The sequence below is a fragment of the Streptomyces scabichelini genome, from assembly GCF_011045015.1.
In the GTDB taxonomy this organism is placed as follows: domain Bacteria; phylum Actinomycetota; class Actinomycetes; order Streptomycetales; family Streptomycetaceae; genus Streptomyces; species Streptomyces scabichelini.
Window position 1 is genome coordinate 24,421 of record NZ_JAAKZY010000046.1, and the last position, 19,999, is coordinate 44,419.

Here is a 19,999-nt window from a genome sequence, read left to right on the forward strand (position 1 = left end):
GTCAATCGCGTTGCTTCGTCATGGTCACCTCTTGACTCTCGTCATGGAGTCATGAGCATGATCCGTGCCGGATTCTAGCACGGCGTTCCACGATATGGCATGGGGGTGGAGTGGGTCCGATGGTCTTCGCGGCGATGAACGGCCTGGCGCACGAGGCGGTCGGTGTTCGCGCAGGCGCAGGGGTGTTCAGAAGGCGGTGTACCCGCCGTCGACGGGGAGGACCGCTCCGGTGATGTACGACGACTCCGACGATGCGAAGAAGAGGACCGCGTCGGCGACCTCCTCGGGTGTGGCGAGGCGTTGGAGCGGGATCTGGGTCTCGCGCTCGCGGCGGTAGGCCTCCGGGTCGGGGCTGCGCTGGATCGATGCTTCGATGGTCGGGGTGGCGGTCAGACCTGGAGCGACGACGTTGACACGGATGTTGCGCGGGGCCCATTCGATCGCCGCGCCCTTGGCGAGCATGATGAGGCCTCCCTTGGCGGCGGAGTACAGGACTTCCCCGGGCTTGCCGACCATGCCGAGCCGTGAACTGACGCAGACGAACGAGCCCCCTCCTGGTGGCATCAGCGGCGCGAAGTGCTTCATCACCAGGAACGCGCTGAGCAGGTTGCTGTCGAGCACGTTCTTCGCGTCGGCGTAGGGCATTTCGGTGAGCGGGCTGCTGGCCTGGAGGCCGTGGTTGAGCACGACGACGTCGACGGTGCCGAGGGACTCGGCGGCCTGGTGGGCCAAGTCCACGACGAATGCCTCGTCATTGAGGTCTCCGGGAACGTACAGGTCGTCGGGCTGGGCGGTGTCGAGTTGCTCCTTGCGGCCGGTGAGCAGCAGTCGCGCCCCCTCGCGGCGGAAGTGGGAACTCACCGCCTGCCCGATGCCACTGCTCGCGCCGGTCACCAGGGCCGCGACGTTCTTGAGTCTCATGTCAGACATTCCTTTACGGGGGGGAGAGGGGGAGAGGCCGGTCGGGTTGTGCTCGGCCAGGGGGCTCGTCCTTGGGCCAGGTCAGCTGAGGAATCCGCGGGCGTCGACCGGCCATCGCTGCAGCGACGTGCCCGTGCTGTCGGTGACGATCAGTTCCTCGAAACCGAGGACGACCGGGCATACGTGGTTCGGCACCACCGGTACTACGGTGCCGACGCTGGGGCGGGACTCGCCTGCGGGCAGCGCGAGGAATCCGTGGTACTCGTTGAGCTTGGCCAGGAAGGCCTTCGTGCCGGCGACACGGCCGTAGCCGCGCTCAAGGTCGCCTTCGCGGCTGAGGGCTTTGGTGCCCGCGTCGAGGATGACCTGGTCGGGGACCCAGTCGCTGACCACGGTGGCGGCGACGAACAGCGCGATCTGGTCGTCCGTGCAGGCGCCGAGCCGGGTGTTGTTCAGATCGCCGAAGACGTACTCGCCGGGACGGATTTCGGTGATCACGCTGCTGGTCGAGAACTCGACGGTGGGGGTGGAGCCGGCGCTGACCACCTCTGCGGGGATTCCGACGCCCTCCATGCTGCGTACCGCGGTGCTGAGCGCTACGTCCTGGTCCTGCGCGGCGCGCCTGCGAGCGTCGCGACCCGAACTGCCGTGACCTGGATAGGTGAAGACGCCCACCGGCACCAGACCGCGTTTGCGGGCGGCGAGCGCGAGGTCGCCCGCAAACTCGGGCGGCGCCCCGGAACGACGGGCGCCGCAGTCGACCTCGATCACGACTTGCAGGCGGCCCGGTTCATCTCCCATCGCGTCGGCGATGGCCTCGATCGCCGCGACGTTGTCGACGCCGACCCGCAGGCGGGCGGACTCGGCGAGCCGGCGGATCCGGGCGCCTTTCGTCCCCGAGGGCCAGATCGGGTAGGCGAGGAAGATGTCGTCGAACCCGGCCGCGGCGAAGACCTCGGCCTCACCGACATTTCCCGCGGTGATTCCCACCGCGCCGGCCTCGATCTGGCGTCGGCCGATCTCCACACACTTGTGCGTCTTGACGTGCGGCCTGACGTCGAGGTTGTGCCGGTCGGCGAAGCCCTGCATGCGGTCGATGTTGCCCTGCATGACGTCGACAAGGATGATCGGCGCGGGGGTGTCGATTCGCTCGACCAGGGTGTCGAGTGCTCGCTGGAGCCGGTTCACGCTGCACTCCTCGGGGTTGTGACTGGGGATGATCGGGGCGCGAATGCCGACGCCCGCGGATGCCGAACGTGCGCGGCGCGCGACATCGCGCGCGCTCGCGCCACACCACCGTTGTGCTCGCTCTACACCGCGGTGCAGACCATCTGGATCTCGACCGGACTGTTGAGCGGCAACCCGGCGACACCGATCGCGGTGCGAGCGTGCCGTCCGTTCTCGCCCAACACCTCGATGAGTAGTTCACTGGCCGCGTCGGCGACCCGCGACTGCAGTCCGAAGTCCGGCGTACTGGCCACGAAGACCAGCATCTGCACGATCCGGACACGGTCCAGCTTGCCCACCGCCTGCACGGCGGCAGCGAGTGCGTTGAGCGCGGCATGGCGCGCGAGCTCCCGCGCCGTCTCCAGCTCGACCTCCCGGCCGACGGTGCCCTGACCCAGCAGCTCACCGTCTTTGTAAGGCAGTTGGCCCGAGATGTAGATGCTGGATCCCAGCGTCCGGTGGTTCACGTAGTGCGGGCTACTGGCGAGGACGGGCAGGTTCAGGCCGAGGGCCTCGAGTCGATCCGGCGCCGAGGCGAAGGATTGTCGTTTGTCGACCATACGAGACAAGCTCCTGTCGAGCGACGATTGAAATAAAGGGTCCGTCCGCGCGGGTACAGCCCTCAGCCGTCCCGGAACGCTTCACGCAGGCGGCATGACCTCATACGCCGGGGTGCGCGTCCCCTTGGTCTGCCGTCTGGGCTCGCAGCGCCGATTGGAAATGGTCGGCCAGTTCCTGGCGGAACGCGTCGATGTCGCCTTCCAGCGCGACCGTGGCCAACTTCTCGTGCTCTACGGCCAATTCGTGCGGGTCGCTGTAACTGCGGTGATCGGCGCTGAGGTAGAGGCGCAGCTTGGTCTCCCAGCCACTCCAGAGACTCTGCAGAATGCTGTGCCCCGAGAGATCGTAGAAGAGCCTGTGGAAGCGGAGGTGCGCGTCGATGCTGGCGGGGATGTCGTTCTTCTCGGTGGCCCGGTGGAGATCCTCGACGGTCTGCAGCAACTGAGGCCGCTGAGGACCGCGCAGTGCTTCGGCCGCGAGCTCGGCGGCGTACGGCTCGACACGTAGGCGGACCGAGGCGATCTCGGCGACATCGCGAGCGCTGACCTCTACGACGAACGCCCCGCGGAAGGGGATCTTCACGATCAGCCCCTCCTCCTCCAGCTTGGTCAGCGCCTCGCGCAGCGGGGACCGGCTGATCCCGAGGTCTGCGGCGATGTGCGCCTCGCGCAGCTGTCCACCAGGAGGTACGGTCCCGTCGAGGATGGCGGCACGCAGCACGCGATAGACGCCGTCCGGCGTCGTCGTCCGGTGCTCCTGCCACTCGAATTTGTGGGCCATCCCTCGCCTTCCTTTGGTCGTTTGTCGACTATATAAGGTTCTCCGGCGTGTCGAGTCGTCCATGCCTCGGGAGCGGTCCCGGCCGACCGGGGTGGGGTCCGGTGAGGGGCGATCCGGTCCATCGATGAGCCATGCCCGGTGGTCGTGCACCATGTCCCACGCGGGTCACGAGACGGCTTCCCCTCTCCGGATCTCGGCGATCCGGAGACCGGCTCCCGTGACCCACAGCCGCACGTGGGCGTCAAGGGCGCGGCAGGCCGAGAAGGACGGGGAGGTCGGCGATGTCGGTGATCCGCCTGTAGCCGAGCCAGTGCTCGTCGTGCTCGAAGCCGCGGTCCATGTACACCTTGTTCTTGATGCCCATGTCGGCCGCGGAGCGCAGGTCGTACTTCGGGCTCGCCGAGACCCACACGATTTCGTCGGGTGTAACGCCGAGCTTGTCCAGCGTGTACTCGAAGGAGCGGAGCCGTGGCTTGTAGACCCGCATCTCCTCGGCGCTGATCACGACCTCGACCGGGGCCTGGAGGTTCTCCGCGAGGCGCTTCGCATGGACGTCGTCGGAGTTCGTCACGATCACCAGTGGGTACTCCTCGGCCAGGCGCCGCAGCGCCTCGCTGACGCCGGGGTACGGGCCCCACGTGGGGATCTCCTCGTACACCGCCGGACCGTCGCTCTCCCGGTACTCCACGCCGAACCTTGCGCAGGTCCGCTCCAGCGAGTGGGCCACGACCTGGTGGAACGGCTTGTACTCGCCGAGGCACTCGTCGATCCGGTACTGATTGCCGGTCCGCACGAACTCGTCGGCGATCTCGGCCGGGAGCCGGTCGCCCAGGACCCGGCGGATCACCTCATTGATGCGGAAGCGGATCAGCGTCCCGTTCATGTCGAACGCGACGAACTTCGGCTTGCTCTCGAACTCCATGGGTCTCTCCAGTTGCCGATCGAAAGAGTCAGGGATTGTCGCTTGTCGATTGTCGACCATATGAGTATGGTCGACAACTGTCAACGGGCCCCGAACCTCCCCCCTCGCCCGCTCTGCCGGTGTCCGAGGGGGCAGCGAGCAGCCTTCCGGCGGCGGACCTCAAAAGGGCCTGACCCATGTGCGTTCACAGCGAACGGCACTGGCAGGAGAGAGCAGCGACATGAAGTTCACTCCCTACTGGCTCGACACCGCTCCCCAGGGGCCGGACCGATCCCGGACCGAGATCGGTGGGCGCGTCGACGTGGCGATCATCGGTGCCGGCCTGACCGGCCTCTCGACGGCACTGCACCTGGCGCGCAAGGGCGCCCACGTGCATGTCTTCGAGAAGGAAACGGTCGGATTCGGCGCATCCGGACGCAACGGAGGCATGGCCACCACGGGCTTGTCGATCGGGTTCCACGACGCGATCTCCCGCTACGGCTTCGACACCGCCAAACAGCATCTGATGACCTATCACGACGCGGTCGACACCCTTGAGAAGCTCATCGCCGAAGAGGGGATCGACTGCGACTTCGCCCGCACGGGAAAGCTGGTCCTGGCGTCCAAACCGGCTCACTTCGGGGGCCTGCGCAAGACCCACGAGATCATGTCCGGCCGGCTCGGGGTCGAGACCCGGCTGATCCCCAGGAGCGAGATCCACTCCGAGATCGGCTCCGACCGCTTCCACGGCGGGATGGTCGACGCCAAGAGCGCGGGGCTGCACGTCGGCAAGTTCACCAAGGGTCTCGCCGAGGCGGCCGCGAGGATCGGCGTCACCATTCACGAGAAGGCACCGGTCGAGAGGGTCGAGCGGCTGGGCGGCACGCGGCACGAGCTGGTCACTCCGCGCGGGGCCGTCGAGGCCGACCAGGTGCTCGTCGCGACCAGCGGCCACACCCGCCGGCCGTTCCGCTGGCAGCAGGTCAGGATCGCGCCCGTCGGCAGCTTCATCATCGTGACCGAGCCGCTCGGCAAGGACGTCTGCGACATGCTGCTGCCGAACCGGCGGATGGCATCGAACACGTTGAACCTGCTGAACTACTTCCGGATCACTCCGGACCACCGGCTGCTGTTCGGTGGACGCGCCCGGTTCGCCATGTCCAACCAGCAGTCGGACGCGAAGAGCGGGCGCATCCTGCACAAGGCAATGACCGAGGTCTTCCCGCAGCTCACGAACGCGCGCGTCGACTACTGCTGGGGCGGCCTGGTCGACATGAGCATGGACCGCATGGTGCACGCGGGCGAGCAGGACGGACTGTTCTACTCGCTCGGCTACTCCGGCCACGGCGTGCAGATGGCGACGCACATGGGCAGGCAGATGGCCGAGTACATGAACGGGACGCCGACCGCCAACCCCTGGCGAGACCTGCCCTTCCGACGGATCCCGGGCCACTTCGGCCCGCCCTGGTTCCTGCCCTTCGCGGGCGCCTACTACAAGTTCAAGGACCTCATCAAGTAGGCGTGAGACAAGGACCGGACAGATGGGCGGTGCTTGCCGGTCCGGGGTCCTTCTGGGCCACCGCCTTCCGTCAGGGGCCCAGCAGGCGCCCGCTGATCTCCGCTGCTGTGCCGGCGACGAGGCCGCCCCACTCGGGCACCCGGTCCGCGTCGTACCGGGAGTCGGGCATCGAGACCGCCACGGCGGCGAGCGGTGTCCCGCTTTCGTCGAGCACGGGTGCGGCGAGGGCGCAGACGCCCGGCCGGAACTGGTTCTGGTTGATCGCGTAGCCGTCGGTGCGGATCCGGTCCAGCTCGGCGCCCAGTTCGTCGGGGTCGGCGGGGGTCGTGTCGCTGAAACGCTCCAGTCCCCGCGTGACGAGCTCGTCGACGTCCCGCTGCGGGGCGTGGGCGAGGACGGCGCGCCCGACGGCGGTGGCGTGCAGCGGAGAGGTGTCGCCGATGGTGTGGAAGGTCCGTACGGGGTGGTCGCAGTCGACGCGGTCCACCACGACCATGCACTGCAGTGCGTCGGGCACCGACAGGTGGATGGTCTCGTTCACCGCGTCCCGGAGCCGGATCATGGGTTCGCGGGCGGCGGCGAACAGACTGGAACCCTGGAGGGCGGCGGGTCGTACGGCCAGCACCCGGGCGCCGATCTCCCAGCGGGTGGTGTCCTTGCGGTTCGCGCGCAGCCAGCCTGCCTCGGCCAGTGTGACCAGGGTGCGCTGCACGGTCGACTTGGGGAGACCGAAGAGTTTCGTCAACTCCCCGACGGTGACCGGCTGATGCTGGGCGACCGCCTCCAGGATTCGCAGCGACCTGGTCACGCTCTTCATTTCCATCCGATTTCCCCCTGTTAATCCTCGGAATTTCCGATGAACACCCTCTTGACTCCCGTCCGAGCCACTGTCATTGTCTGTGCCAGATTCTAGCACAGCGTTCCACAATGTGGCACGGCCTAGGCGGGAGGAAATCCCGAAGAAGCGGGCCGATACCGCGGAGACACGGCGGCTGTGAGCCGAGGGTCCGAAGAAAGGGCCCGGCCCCGTCCAAACCACCTGGAAATCGAAAAGCCTCACGTCGGGCGCCCAGCATGCGCCTCGGCGATACGAAAGGAAAGTCCAGTGTCAGCTGCCAGGAAGCGCGTCGCCGTCGTCGGCGTCGGAACGATGGGCAGCCAGGCCGCCTGGCGGCTGGCGGCGCGAGGCGCCGAGGTCGTCGGATACGACCGTTTCGCCCCCGGCCACGACCGCGGCGCCGCCGGCGGTGAGACCCGGATCTTCCGCAGCGCGCACTTCGAGGACTCCCGCTACGTCCCGCTGCTCAAGCACGCCGACGCCCTGTGGGAGCAGCTTCAGCAGGAGACCGGCCGCGAGCTGCGCCGGCTGACCGGGTGTGTGCTGATGGGGCCGACCGAGCACCACCAGATGGCCACCGTCCTGCAGTCCATCGCGGAGCACGACCTCGAACACGAAGTGCTGGATGCCGAGCTTCTGGCGAAACGATTCCCCCAATACCGCGTCGAAGACGACGATGCGGCCGTGCTCGACCGCCGCGCCGGATTCATCCGCCCGGAGCTGACCATCCAGACAGCCGCCCGCCGCGCCGAGCAACTGGGCGCCGTCATCCACCGCTACAGCGCGGTCCGCGAGATCGTCCCCGTCGCGAACGGCGTCGAGATCCGCACCGACGCCGGCAGCGAGCGCTTCGACACCGCCGTCGTCACCCCCGGCCCCTGGGTCAACGACCTGCTGCCCGACCTGCCGTGGGAGGTGGACGTCCGCCGCCTCGTCAGCGCCTGGTACGTGCCCACGACCCCCGAGGCCTGGTTCGGCGAGGAGCGCCCCGCCTTCATCCGTACGGCACCCACCCACTGCTACGGCCTGCCCTCCCCGGACGGCATCTCCGTCAAGCTCGGTCTCTCCCGCGCTCTGCACCGCCCTGCGGGCGACCCGAACCAGTTGGACAGGACGGTGCGGCCGGAAGAGCTGGAGATCTTCTCCGAGTTGATCGGGCGTTACATGCCTGACCTGCACCCGGACCCGACCCGGCTCTCCGTCTACATGGAGGGCTACACCGAGAGCAGCCGCCCGCTGGTCGGCCCGCTGCCCGGCACCGAGAACGTCATCTTGCTCGCCGGCTTCTCCGGCCACGGCTTCAAGCTCTCGCCCGCCTTCGGCGACATCGCCGCCGACCTCGCGCTGGACGGCACCTCGCCCCAGCCCATCGACTTCATCTCCACCGTCGGCCGCACGGAGGCATGACCATGACCGACGCCACCCTCTCCGTCGGCTCCCTGGAGGCCCGGCCCGGCACCAAGGCGCGCGGCACCGTCCGGGCCGACCTCGGCACCCTCACCGCGGACATCCCGCTGACCCTGGTCAACGGCACCCGCCCCGGCCCGCGGGTCGTCATCACCGCGGGAGTGCACGGCGGCGAGTTCACGCCGATCGACGCCACCGTCCGCCTGGCAGACCTGCTGGAACCCGGCGAGGTGCACGGACAGGTCATCGTCTGTCCGGTCGCCAACCCCAACGCGGTGTACCAGGGCCGGCTCAACGTCTCCCCGGTCGACGGCGTGAACATCAACCGTGTCTTTCCCGGCGACCCGGACGGCGGCCCCACCGAGCGGCTGGCCGCCTGGCTCTTCGCGAACCTGGTCGACGGTGCCGACGTGTACGTCGACCTGCACTGTGGCGGCATCGACCAGGTCCTGCGGGACTTCGTCGGCTACCGCCTCACCGGTGACCCGGACCTCGACAAGGCGACGGCCGGGCTGGCAGGCTCCTTCGGCATCGAGGACGTCATCCTCGGGCTGACGCCCGAGGGCGGCAACAGCCACGCGGCCGCCGCCCGCCGGGGCATCTCGGCGGTCCTCGTCGAGGTGGGCTCACTCGGGCAGCGGGACGAGCCCACGGCCCTGCGCCGCGTCGACGGTCTGCTGGGGGCACTGCGCCATCTGGGCGTCCTCGACCAGGCCGGCTCCGCTCCGGCGCCGATCCGCGAGTGGGTCTGGTCCGCCGGTGTCACCGCCGAGGCCACCGGCCTGTGGTACCCGGAGTTCTCCTTCGACGCCGACGTCATCGGCGAAGTGGCGGAGGGCGATGTCCTCGGCCGCATCGTCGACCCGGCCGACGGGACGGAGTACACGGTCCAGGCCCCGGCCGGCGGCCGGATCTTCTACGGCATGCACGGCCTCACCGTCGCCCCCGGCACCGAACTCGCCGCACTCGCCGTCCCGTGGGAGGCACACAATGAAAGATGCCCGTATAGACCGCAGACTGTTCCTGCGAGGAATAGGCGGAGCCACGGCGGGTCTCGCCGCCGCGACCGCCCTCAGCGCCTGCGGCACCGGTACCAGCCGCAGCGCTTCCACCGGCACCGGTGGGAAGGGCGGCAAGACGGTGATCGTCCGTGACAGCGGCGGTTCCTTCGGTGCGGCCCTGCAGAAGGCGATCTACACGCCGTTCACGCAGGAGACCGGCATCAGTGTCAAGGTGCTCAACGTGGACGACGCCCCGCTGCTCGCCCAGATCAAGCAGGGCCGCCCGCAGTGCGACCTCATCAACAACTCGATGATGTCTCACCACAAGTACGTGAAGCAGGACGCCCTGGAGACGCTGGACCCCGACCGGATCAAGAGCCTGAAGAGCGCGAAGATCCCCGACAACCAGATCACCGACCATGCCATCGGCTACGGCTTCTACGGCCAGTGCATCGCGTACCGCACCGATGCCTTCGGTGGCCGCAAGCCCGAGTCGTGGGAGGACTTCTGGGACACCAAGGCGTTCAAGGGCGGCCGTTCGATGGTCAGCCCGGACGGTGACCTGCCCGAGCTGGAGTTCGCGCTGCTGGCCGACGGCGTCCCGATGGACAAGCTGTACCCGCTCGATGTGGACCGCGCCTTCAAGGTGCTGACCCGGCTGCAGGCCGACATCAAGAAGTTCTGGGACAGCGGCCCGCTGCCCGGTGTGCTGCTGAGCCGTGAGGAGGTGACGATGTCGACCGTCTGGGACGGCCGGATCGCCGATCTGCAGAAGCAGGGCGTGCCGGTCGCACGGCAGCTCAACGGCATGCGCCGCCAGTTCTCGGGCTACGCCATCGCCAAGGGCGCGGCCAACGCGGACGCCGCCCACCAGCTCATGGACTTCGCGCTGCGCGCCGAGATCCAGGCCGGCCTGGCCAAGGCCTTCCCGTTGAACCCGGCTTCCCCGCTGGCCTACGCCAAGCTCACCGAGGACGAGCGCAACGCGCTCGCGGGTGCGCCGAAGTACTACGACAAGGGCTTCGACACGGACATCGACTGGTGGCTGAAGAACGAAGCGGCCGTCACCGAGCGCTGGTTGGAGTGGGCTCGTGACTGAATTCGGTGTGGTCACACCGTCGGTGAAGGTGGCCGGCGGCACGCCGGCCACCGCGACGGGCAAAGCGCTGTCGGTGGTGGCCCTGCGCAAGACGTACGGGGATGTCGTCGCGGTCGACGAGGCGTCCATGGAGATCGCGGCCGGGGAGTTCGTCACCTTCCTCGGCGCTTCGGGGTCGGGCAAGACCACGACCCTGATGATGATTGCCGGGTTCTGCGAACCGGACTCCGGCACCATCACCGTCGGGGACCGTGACGTGACCCGGCTCGCGCCGCAGAAGCGCGGCCTCGGGTTTGTCTTCCAGCAGTACCTGCTGTTCCCGCACATGACCGTGAGCGAGAACGTCGCCTTCCCGCTCACCCTGCGCGGCGTGTCGAAGGACGAGATCCGCAGGCGGGTCGGGGAGACGCTGGAGATCGCCGGTCTGTCCGGGTTCGGCGGCCGTAAGCCGCGCGAGCTGTCCGGTGGTCAGCAGCAGCGTGTCGCGTTGTGCCGGGCGCTGGTCTACCGCCCGCCGGTGATCTTGATGGACGAGCCGCTGGGCGCGCTGGACAAGAAGCTGCGTGACCAGCTGCAGGTCGAGATCAAGACCATCCAGCAGGAACTCGGCCTGACCGTCATCTATGTGACGCACGATCAGGAAGAGGCGCTGGTCCTCTCGGATCGCATCGCGGTGATGCGCAACGGATTGATCGAGCAGTTCGACACCCCCAGGGAGTTGTTCGAGCGGCCGAGGACTCCCTTCGTCGCGGACTTCCTCGGCGCGGCCAACTTCCTGCCCGGCCGCATCGAGCAGCACACCGACGAGCACACCCTGGTCCGCCTCGACGAAAGTGGCGGCCTGCTGAAGGCGCGCCGCCACCAGCTGGGCACCGGTGCGGCGGTCAAGGCCGCCGTGCAGCCGGGCCGGCTGCGGGCCTGTGCCACCGACGACGGTTTCTGTACCGGCACGGTGGAGACCGCCACGTATGTGGGCACTCTGGTCCGCGCGGGCGTGCGGGTCGACGGCGGGGAGACGCCGCTGCTGCGCCTGGAGGTACCGGCCGGCCGGGGCCCCGTCGCCGGCGAGCGGGTCGGGATCACCGCCGACCCCGAGGACGTCAACCTCTTCACCGGCGAACAGGGAGGGTGAGCCATGGCCGCCCTCACCGCCACCGCCCCCGCCCGTCCGCGCAAGCTGCTGGCTTCGCGCAAGACCCGGGTCGGGATCCTCTACGCGCTGCCGGTCGTCGTCTATCTGCTGGTGCTGTTCGTCTACCCGATCTTCAGCACGCTGTTCCTCAGTCTGAAGAACGCCGACGGATCGCTCACCCTGCACTGGTACGCCGAGGCGCTGACCGGGGTCAACCTGTCCGTCCTGTTCACCACGCTGCGGATCTCGGCGGAGACGGCACTGCTCAGCCTGGTCTTCGGGTTCCTCCTGGCCAATGCGATCTCCCGGCTCAAACCGATGTGGGCCGCGCTGGCCATGCTGATCGTGGTCGTCCCGCACTTCATCAGCGCCCTGGTGCGCACCTACGGCTGGATCATCCTGCTCGGCGACAAGGGCCTGGTGAACGAGACCCTGGCCGCCCTGTCGGTACCGGGGACGCCGCACCAGCTGCTCTACAACGAGCTCGGCGTGGTCATCGGCACCACCTCCATGATGCTGCCCTACACGGTGCTGCTGCTGTACGGGGTGATGCGCGGCGTGGACCGCCGCCTGCTCGCCGCGGCGGCCAGCATGGGCGCCGGACGCGTGACGATCTTCCGCCGCGTCTACCTGCCGCTGGTCGCCCCCGGCCTGGCCAGCGCCGGACTGCTCAGCTTCATCCTGTCGCTGGGCTACTACATCACCCCCGCCCTGATGGGCGGACCCAACCAGACGATGATCGCCACCCTCATCAACCAGCAGGTGACCAAGGAAAACCAGTGGAACCAGGCAGCCGCCCAGGGAGTCATCCTGCTGCTGCTCACCCTCGCCGGACTGCTGCTGGTCAAGCTCGTCAGCTCCCTCGGCGCCAGCCGTAAGAAGAGGAGCGCGTCATGATGGAGCTGCGCAGAACCCTCGCCGGGCGGATCGCCCTGACCGCCGTCGCCACCGTGATCCTGCTGTTCCTGGCACTGCCGATCGTCGTCATCCTCGTCACCTCCTTCAGCAACAACGCCTTCGCCGATTTCCCGCCCGACACCTGGACGCTGAACTGGTACAAGGCGCTGTTCGCCGACGGCAGCAAATGGCCGGCCGCGCTCTCCCTGAGTGCCCTGGTCGCCGCTATCAGCACCGTCTTCTCACTGATCATCGGGGTGACCGCGGCGACCGCCCTCACACGCAGCGAACTCCCGCTGCGCTCCGCGGTCTACGCCCTGGTCCTCGGACCGCTGGTCATCCCGCAGATCGTCACCGCGCTGGGCCTGTTCCTGCTCTTCGAGCCCGCCGCGATGCTGGGCAGCCCGATCGCCATCGCGCTGGGCCACACCGTGCTGGCCTCACCGATCGCGGTACTCATCCTCATCGCGACGTTGCGCGGCATCGACGAACGCCTCGAGGACGCCGCCGCCAGCATGGGTGCCGGCCGCCTGACCATAGCCCGGCGGATCACCTTCCCCCTCGCCGCGCCCGGAATGATCGCCGCGGCGATCTTCTCCTTCATCACCAGCTTCGACGAGTTCTACATCTCCCAGTTCCTCTCCTCCGTCGACACCGTCACCCTGCCCGTGCAGGTCTACAACTCCCTCACCTTCGAGATCGACCCCAGCGTCACCGCGATCAGCGCGATCCTCATCGCCTTCGCGATCCTCGCCCTCGGCCTGGTGGCCCTGGTGCGCTGGCTCGGCTCCGGACGGCAGGACTCCCTGCTGTCGGTCGAGAACACGGTCGGAGTCGCAGCTCCGGGAGGTGAGGCCGTATGACCGCCGCCACCGTTCAGCTGACCGCCGCCACCGCCCAGCGGCACCTGCTGCTGAACATGACTGCCAACGGCTCGCTCGGCCCCGAGGGCGAGGACCTTCTCGTCGTCCGGCGAGGGGAGGGCCCGTACGTCGACGACGCGGACGGCAGGCGCTACATCGACGGCCTGTCAGGGCTGTACTGCTGCCAGCTCGGCTACTCCTACGGCCCCGAGTTCGCCGAGGCCGCCGAGCGGCAACTGCGCGAGCTGTGCTACAGCCCGCTGTGGACCGGCTCCGCGCATCCGGCGGCGATCGAACTCGCCGAGCGGCTGTCCCGGATCGCCCCCGTGGACATCGAGCACACCTTCTTCTCGAGCGGCGGCGCCGAAGCCGTCGAGACCGCCTGGAAGATCGCCCGCCGCTACCACGCCCTGCGCGGCGAGCCGGGCCGCACCAAGGCGATCGCCCGGCGCGGCGCCTACCACGGGCTGACCATCGGCACCCTGTCGCTCACCGACGACCCCGGCCTGACGGAGCCGTACGGCCCGCCGGCGATCGACACCCGGTTCGTGTCCAACACCAACCGCCTCGGCCTCGCACCGGAGTACGCGGACGACGACCTGTACACGGCCCGGCTGCTCGCCGAGCTGGAGGCCGCGATCCTGGCCGAGGGCCCGGAGAACGTCGCCATGCTCATCGCCGAGCCGGTGCAGAACCGCGGCGGCTGCATCACCCCGCCCAAGGGGTACTGGCAGGGTCTGCGGGCCCTGGCCGACCGGTACGGCTTCCTGCTCGTCGCCGACGAGGTGATCACGGCCTTCGGCCGGGTCGGCGAGTGGTTCGGCGGCGACCGCTACGGCGCCCGCCCGGACATCGTCACCGTCGCCAAGGGCATCACCGCCGGATACGCCCCCATGGGAGCAACTCTCGTCAGCAACCGCGTCGTTGACGTCATCAACAGGCCCGGCGCGGTCCTCAACCACGGCTACACCTTCGCCGGTCACCCGCTGAGCGCGGCCATCGCCCTGCGCAACCTGGAGATCATGGAGCGCGACCGGATCCTGGAGAACGTCCGCGGCCTCCAGGACCACCTCGCGAAGCGCATGGAGTCCCTCACGGACCTGCCGATCGTCGGCGACGTCCGCGGCACCGGGTTCTTCTACTCCTGCGAACTCGTCGGCGACCTCGACGACGGCGGCTTCAGCGACCTTGCCCGCGCCGGCCTGATCGTCGACCTGATCCCGCGCCGACTGCGTGAGGCCGGCCTGCTGGCCCGCGTGTACAACCGGTCCGCGCCGCTGGTCCAGATCGCGCCCCCGCTGATCAGCGACCGCGCCCTCCTGGACCGTATCGCCGACATCCTCGCGGAGACCCTCGCCGAGGCGTCCGCCCGCGTCTGATCCATGTTCTTCGAAAGGAACCACATGTACTCCATCGGTCCGCTGACCGTCGCTCCAGGCGAGCGCGCCCAGGGCCTCATCCCGGTCGGCACCAGCAGCTACGGCGTGGAGCTCGGTATTCCGCTGATCGTCGTCAACGGCATGCAGGACGGCCCGGTCCTGTGTGTGGACGCGGGCGTGCACGGCGACGAGTACGACGGCCAGGAAGCCGTCCGCCGGGTCCTCGCCGAGATCGACCCGGCGACCCTGCGCGGCACCGTCGTCGGCATCCCCTGCCTGAACACCCCGGCCTTCGAGGCCGCCGCCCGCGCCAGCGGCATCGACCACCTCAACCTCAACCGCATCTTCCCCGGTGACGCGGAGGGCTCGTACTCCCAGCGCCTGGCCGCCACCTTCGTCGAGCAGGTCGTCCCCGCCGTCGACGCCGTGGTCGACCTGCACACCGGAGGCGCCTACGGCGAGATCGCCCCGCTGGTCATCCTCCAGGGCGGCTACGAGGACCTTGCGACGGACCTCGCCCTCGCCGCCGGTCACGAGCTGGTCTGGAAGGGCGGCAAGTGGGGCGGCACGGTCCGCCATCCCGCGCTCGCGGCCGGCAAGCCCGCCATCACCATCGAGGTCGGCGGCGGCACGTACCGCGAGACCAACGTCGAGACGCACATGAACTCGATCCGCAACGTCCTGCGCAGCCTCGGCCTGATCGACGGCGAGGCGGAGCTGCGAGACACCTACACCACCGTCTCCGGCACCTTCGCGCGCTCCGCCTCCGGCGGCTTCTTCGTCGCTCGCGCCGAGCCGGGGGAGACCTGCAAGGAAGGCGATCTGATCGCCACCATCGTCGACCACTACGGCAACAAGCTGGAAGAGGTCACCGCCCCGCAGGACGGCATCGTGCTCTGGGTCCGCCGGATCCGCACCGTCCGCCCCGGCGACGAGGTCGTCATCTTCGGCGAGGTCCTCGGGGAGATCCGGCCATGACCGGCGAACCGCAGGTGACCGAACTGCTCATCGACGGCAAGCACGTCCCCGCCGCCGACGGCCGCTTCTTCACGGTCCTCGACCCCTCCGACGGGACGGCCATCGCCCAGGTGGCGCTGGCCGGCAAGGCGGACGTGGACCAGGCGGTGGCGGCGGCGAGAGCGGCCTTCGCCTCTCCCGAGTGGGCCCGCATGCGTGCCGCCGACCGGGGGCGGATCCTGTACCGGATCGCCGAAGCCATCCGCTACCAGGGCGAACGGCTGGCCCGCCTGGAGAGCCAGGACGTCGGCAAGCCGCTCAGCCAGGCCAAGGCCGATGTCGAAGCGGCGGCCCGCTACTTCGAGTTCTACGCGGGCGCCGCCGACAAGCTCGGCGGCACGACGATCCCGCTCGGCCCCGGCCTGATCGACTACACCGTCCGTGAGCCGATCGGTGTCTCCGGCCAGATCATCCCGTTCAACTACCCGCTGCAGAACACCGCTCGGGGCTCGGCTCCGGCACTGGCGGCGGGCTGCACGGTGGTGCTCAAGCCTTCCCCAGAGGCGCCGCTCACCCCCCTGGAGATCGGCCGGATCGCCCTGGAGTGCGGTCTTCCGCCGGGCGTCCTGAACGTCGTCCCCGGTGACGGCGAGACCGGCGCGGCCCTCGCCGGGCACCCGGACATCAACCAGGTCACCTTCACCGGCTCGGTACCCACCGGCATCAAGGTCGCCCAGGCGGCCGCCGCCAACGTGGTGCCCTCCGTCACGGAGCTGGGCGGCAAGTCCCCGGTCGTCGTCTTCGCCGACGCCGACTTCGACCTGGCGCTCGCTGCCGTCGCCGCCTCGGCGTTCGGCAACGCCGGCCAGACCTGCTCGGCCGGCACCCGGCTGCTGCTCCAGCGCGGCGCCGAGGAGTTCCTCGACAAGCTGGTCTCGCACGCCGCCTCACTGCGCGTCGGCCCGGGCCTCACCGACCCGGACGTCGGGCCGCTCGTCGCCGCCCGGCAGCGCGACCGGGTGCTGAGCTACCTGGACGTGGCCCGGCAGGAGGGCGGGACGGTCCGCGTCGGCGGTGCGCCGTCCGACCCGGCCCTGGCCGACGGCTACTACGTCGAGCCGACCGTCCTCACCGGCCTGACCAACGACGCCCGGTGCGCCCGCGAGGAGATCTTCGGCCCCGTCGTCACCGTCATCGAGTTCGACGACGCCGACGAGGCCCTGGACATCGCCAACGACAGCCCCTACGGCCTGGCTTCGTACGTCTGGACGCGTGACATCGACAAGGCGATGCGCCTGGCCGAAGGCATCCGGGCCGGCCAGGTCTACGTCAACGCCACCGGCGTCGGCACCGGCGTGGAACTCCCCTTCGGCGGCTACAAGCACAGCGGCTGGGGCCGGGAGAAGGGCCTCGAAGGCCTGGGCAGCTACCTGCAGACGAAGAACGTCTGCATCGGGTTCGGGAACCGGTCATGAGATACCGCACGCTCGGTGAACGCGGCCCGGCCGTCTCGGTGGTCGGGGTGGGCGGCAACAACTTCGGCGCCCGCCTCGACGAGGACGGAACGAAGGCCGTCGTCCACGCCGCCCTCGACGCCGGGATCACCCTCTTCGACACCGCCGACATGTACGGCGGGCGCGGGGAGAGCGGCACCGGGCGCGGTGACGGCGAACGGCTCCTCGGCGCCGCCCTCAAGGGGCGCCGCGACGAGGTCGTGCTCGCCACCAAGTTCGGTATGGAGATGGGCAGGGACGCGGACCTGTACGGGCCGCGCGGGGCACCTGCCTACCTCCGGCACGCGGTGGAGGCGTCACTGCGCCGGCTCGGGACCGACTGGATCGACCTGTACCAGTACCACGAGCCGGACGGCGTCACCTCGCTGGAGGAGACGGTGGCCGCGCTCCGGGAACTGGTCGACGAGGGCAAGATCCGGTACATCGGCTGCTCCAACCTCCCGGCCGAGGACCTCACCGACGCCTTCGTCTCCACCCAGGCCCGCTACCACCTGCTCGACCGAGGCGTGGAGCAGGAGCTGATCCCGGCCTGCCTGCGCCACGGCGTCGGACTGCTGCCCTACTACCCGCTGGCCAACGGCCTGCTCAGCGGCAAGTACCGGCGCGACGAGCAGCCCCCGCCCGGCAGCCGCCTGTCCTGGCGGCAGGGCTGGCTCACCGACGCGGCCCTCGACAAGGCCGAGGCGCTCACCGCGTACGGCGCCGAACGAGGACTCACCCTCCTCCAGGTCGCCGTGGGCGCACTGGCCGCGCTCCCCGCCGTCGGCTCCGTCATCTGTGGCGCCATGACCCCCGAACAGGTCACCGCCAACGCGGCGGCGGCCGGCTGGATCCCCGACCCGGCCGACCTGGCCGCACTCGACGCGATCGTCACCCCCGGCGAACGCGTCGTCTGAAGCCCCCCACTCCACCCCCTGGAAAATCCGGAAACCCGCGAGACTGAGGCGAACACCATGCGAGAGATCGTCACCTTCGACGCCTATGCGACCCTGATCGACTTCGAGCTCGGCCCCACGACCCTGAAGGTCATCGAGGACCGGCTGGACCTGGACAACCTGGACATCGACGAGTTCCTCGACGACTTCCGCGTCATGCGCTTCCAGGCCGTCCTGGAGGCCTACCGCCCGTACCACGAGATCCTGCACTCCAGTCTGCGCAACGCCATGCGTCTGCACGGCCTGGAGTACCGCGAGTCCGACGGTGACGCCCTGGTCGAGGCCGTCCCCACCTTCGGTCCCTGGCCGGAGGTCCCGGACGCGCTGCGTCGGCTGAAGACCAAGTACGAGATCGCCATCATCTCCAACACCGACGACAACATGATCGCGCGGAACGTCGAGAACATCGGCGTGGAGTTCGACTACGTCATCACCGCCCAGCAGGCCGGCGCCTACAAGCCGGACCGCCAGACCTTCGAGTACGCCTTCAAGACCATGGGCGTCGAGCCGTCCCAGGTCATCCACACCGCCCAGGGCTGGGAGTACGACCACATCCCGACCCGCGACCTCGGCCTGAAGCGCCGGGTGTGGATCAACCGCTACGGCCGCCTCGGCAGCGCCGACTACCAGCCGTACGACGAGCTGCCCGACCTGTCGGGTCTGCCGAAGCTCCTCGGCTGCTGACCGACAGCGCACCGGCGAAACAGACCGAGAACACAGAGGACGCACGCCATGAAGCAGATCCCCTACTGGCTGGACACAGCCCCCGCCCTGCCCGACCGTTCCGGAAAGGACCTGCCCGACGAGGCGGATGTGGTGGTGATCGGCGGCGGCCTCACCGGCCTGTCCACCGCCTACCACACCGCCCGCAAGGGAGCCAGGGTCGTCCTGGTCGAGAAGGACAAGGTGGGCTCGGGCGCCTCCGGGCGCAACGGCAGCATGTGCACCCAGGGCATCACCATCAGCCCCGCCGAGGCGCGCAAGCGTTTCGGGCAGGAGCGGGCCCGTGAGCTGTACGACGCCTTCCGCGAGGCGGTCGACGTCGTCGAGGAGCTCACCCGCACCGAGAACATCGACTGCGACTTCAACCGCTCAGGGCGCCTCGGCGCGGTCTGCAAGCCCGGGCACTTCGAGGGCCTGCGGGCCAAGCAGCGCGACCTGGCCGACAACTTCGGCCACGAGACGGTCGTCCTGAGCAAGAGCGAACTGCGGGCCGAGCTCGGCACCGACTACTACCACGGTGCCCTGCTCGACCCGCTCAGCGCGGGTCTGCACGTGGGCAAGTTCGTCGGCGGCCTGGCAGACGCCGCCGAGCGTGCCGGCGCCGTGATCCACGAGCGCAACGCGGCCACCGGCCTCACCCGCCTCCCCGGCGGAGGCTTCCTGGTCGAGACCCTGCACGGCACCATCCGTGCCAAGCAGGTCATGGCGGCGACGGACGCCTACACCGACAAGTCGATGCCGTGGTTCCGCAAGCGGCTGATCAACGTCGGCAGCTTCATCATCGTCACCGAGCCGCTGGGGGACGAGCGAGCCAAGGAGCTCATCCCCAACGGCCGCCTGCTGGTCGCCCACAAGAACGTCGGCCACTACGTCCGCCTCACCCCCGACAACCGCCTCGCCTTCGGCGGCCGAGCCCGCTTCGCCCCCTCCGACCCGGCCTCCGACATCAAGAGCGGAGACATCCTGAAGCGGGAGATGACGGAGATCTTCCCGCAGCTCGCCGGGGTGCGGATCGACTATGTGTGGGGCGGCATGGTCGGCTTCTCCTGGGACCGCATCCCGCACGCCGGTGACGTCAACGGCCTGTACTACTCCATGGGTTACTGCGGCCACGGCGTCCAGATGGCCACCTACATGGGCCGCGCGGTCGCCGAGATGATGGACGGCAAGCCCGAGGCCAACCCGCTGCGCGGATTCGGCTTCCCCAAGGTCCCCGTCCCCTTCTACAACGGCACGCCCTGGTTCCTGCCGTTCGGCGGCGCCTACTACAAAGCCAAGGACCGGTTCAGCTGAGCCGACGGGCGGCAGCGGTGACACTGCGGGGGCCTTCGCGAGGTGGTCGCGG

General features: G+C 69.1%; 19 protein-coding genes. 13 read left to right on the top strand and 6 right to left on the bottom strand.

Annotated elements, in window-relative coordinates:
• Nucleotides 1-186: 186 nt before the first annotated feature.
• The 5 genes from G5C60_RS16805 to G5C60_RS16825 all read right to left on the bottom strand — a co-directional run bounded on the left by G5C60_RS16805 (nt 187) and on the right by G5C60_RS16825 (nt 4,411).
• Nucleotides 187-921 (bottom strand): SDR family NAD(P)-dependent oxidoreductase, encoded by a 735-nt coding sequence (locus tag G5C60_RS16805; protein ID WP_165259958.1) that lies wholly within the window; start codon nt 919-921, stop codon nt 187-189.
• 81 nt (nt 922-1,002) lie between these two features.
• On the bottom strand, nt 1,003-2,109 hold the full coding sequence (locus G5C60_RS16810; RefSeq protein WP_165259960.1) for an alanine racemase: 1,107 nt from the start codon (nt 2,107-2,109) through the stop codon (nt 1,003-1,005).
• 122 nt (nt 2,110-2,231) lie between these two features.
• Complete coding sequence (locus G5C60_RS16815; RefSeq protein WP_165259962.1) at nt 2,232-2,708, bottom strand: RidA family protein; 477 nt, start codon at nt 2,706-2,708, stop codon at nt 2,232-2,234.
• A gap of 100 nt (nt 2,709-2,808) precedes the next feature.
• On the bottom strand, nt 2,809-3,489 hold the full coding sequence (locus G5C60_RS16820; protein ID WP_165259964.1) for a GntR family transcriptional regulator: 681 nt from the start codon (nt 3,487-3,489) through the stop codon (nt 2,809-2,811).
• Nucleotides 3,490-3,730: 241 nt separating this feature from the next.
• Nucleotides 3,731-4,411: a haloacid dehalogenase type II gene (locus G5C60_RS16825; protein ID WP_165259966.1), complete on the bottom strand. Its 681-nt coding sequence runs from the start codon at nt 4,409-4,411 to the stop codon at nt 3,731-3,733.
• A gap of 220 nt (nt 4,412-4,631) precedes the next feature.
• On the opposite strand from G5C60_RS16825, the gene G5C60_RS16830 reads away from it, so the two are divergent.
• On the top strand, nt 4,632-5,909 hold the full coding sequence (locus G5C60_RS16830; RefSeq protein WP_165259968.1) for an NAD(P)/FAD-dependent oxidoreductase: 1,278 nt from the start codon (nt 4,632-4,634) through the stop codon (nt 5,907-5,909).
• A gap of 70 nt (nt 5,910-5,979) precedes the next feature.
• Here G5C60_RS16830 and G5C60_RS16835 read toward each other — a convergent pair whose 3' ends face one another.
• The gene (locus G5C60_RS16835; RefSeq protein ID WP_165260017.1) at nt 5,980-6,726 is read right to left on the bottom strand and encodes an IclR family transcriptional regulator; all 747 of its coding nucleotides are present in this window, start codon (nt 6,724-6,726) and stop codon (nt 5,980-5,982) included.
• A gap of 288 nt (nt 6,727-7,014) precedes the next feature.
• Between G5C60_RS16835 and solA the strand changes: the two genes are divergently transcribed.
• Genes solA through G5C60_RS16895 form a run of 12 tightly spaced genes read left to right on the top strand, consistent with a single transcriptional unit; the run spans nt 7,015 to nt 19,947 of the window.
• Nucleotides 7,015-8,154 carry an N-methyl-L-tryptophan oxidase gene (solA, locus tag G5C60_RS16840; protein ID WP_165259970.1) on the top strand — a complete coding sequence of 380 codons (1,140 nt, stop codon included), beginning with the start codon at nt 7,015-7,017 and terminating at the stop codon, nt 8,152-8,154.
• Between the two features lie 2 nt (nt 8,155-8,156).
• Complete coding sequence (locus G5C60_RS16845; RefSeq protein WP_241266855.1) at nt 8,157-9,308, top strand: M14 family metallopeptidase; 1,152 nt, start codon at nt 8,157-8,159, stop codon at nt 9,306-9,308.
• The gene (locus tag G5C60_RS16850) at nt 9,295-10,254 is read left to right on the top strand and encodes an extracellular solute-binding protein (protein WP_338145841.1); all 960 of its coding nucleotides are present in this window, start codon (nt 9,295-9,297) and stop codon (nt 10,252-10,254) included. The genes G5C60_RS16845 and G5C60_RS16850 overlap by 14 nt, the downstream gene beginning before the upstream one ends.
• Complete coding sequence (locus G5C60_RS16855) at nt 10,247-11,386, top strand: ATP-binding cassette domain-containing protein (protein ID WP_165259974.1); 1,140 nt, start codon at nt 10,247-10,249, stop codon at nt 11,384-11,386. The genes G5C60_RS16850 and G5C60_RS16855 overlap by 8 nt, the downstream gene beginning before the upstream one ends.
• Nucleotides 11,387-11,389: 3 nt before the next feature.
• Entirely contained in the window at nt 11,390-12,283 is an 894-nt protein-coding gene (locus G5C60_RS16860) for an ABC transporter permease (protein WP_165259981.1), read from the top strand.
• Nucleotides 12,280-13,146: an ABC transporter permease gene (locus G5C60_RS16865; RefSeq protein ID WP_165259983.1), complete on the top strand. Its 867-nt coding sequence runs from the start codon at nt 12,280-12,282 to the stop codon at nt 13,144-13,146. Before G5C60_RS16860 ends, G5C60_RS16865 begins: the two co-directional genes overlap by 4 nt.
• Nucleotides 13,143-14,525: an aminotransferase class III-fold pyridoxal phosphate-dependent enzyme gene (locus G5C60_RS16870; protein WP_165259985.1), complete on the top strand. Its 1,383-nt coding sequence runs from the start codon at nt 13,143-13,145 to the stop codon at nt 14,523-14,525. Before G5C60_RS16865 ends, G5C60_RS16870 begins: the two co-directional genes overlap by 4 nt.
• Before the next feature lie 24 nt (nt 14,526-14,549).
• Nucleotides 14,550-15,503: a succinylglutamate desuccinylase/aspartoacylase family protein gene (locus G5C60_RS16875; protein ID WP_165259987.1), complete on the top strand. Its 954-nt coding sequence runs from the start codon at nt 14,550-14,552 to the stop codon at nt 15,501-15,503.
• Nucleotides 15,500-16,957 (top strand): aldehyde dehydrogenase family protein, encoded by a 1,458-nt coding sequence (locus tag G5C60_RS16880; protein ID WP_165259989.1) that lies wholly within the window; start codon nt 15,500-15,502, stop codon nt 16,955-16,957. Before G5C60_RS16875 ends, G5C60_RS16880 begins: the two co-directional genes overlap by 4 nt.
• The gene (locus G5C60_RS16885; protein WP_165259991.1) at nt 16,954-17,892 is read left to right on the top strand and encodes an aldo/keto reductase; all 939 of its coding nucleotides are present in this window, start codon (nt 16,954-16,956) and stop codon (nt 17,890-17,892) included. The genes G5C60_RS16880 and G5C60_RS16885 overlap by 4 nt, the downstream gene beginning before the upstream one ends.
• Nucleotides 17,893-17,949: 57 nt before the next feature.
• Nucleotides 17,950-18,615, top strand: a complete 666-nt coding sequence (locus tag G5C60_RS16890; protein ID WP_165259993.1) for a haloacid dehalogenase type II — start codon at nt 17,950-17,952, stop codon at nt 18,613-18,615.
• Between the two features lie 48 nt (nt 18,616-18,663).
• Nucleotides 18,664-19,947, top strand: coding sequence for an NAD(P)/FAD-dependent oxidoreductase (locus G5C60_RS16895; RefSeq protein ID WP_165259995.1), 1,284 nt, complete (start codon nt 18,664-18,666; stop codon nt 19,945-19,947).
• Nucleotides 19,948-19,999 lie beyond the last annotated feature (52 nt).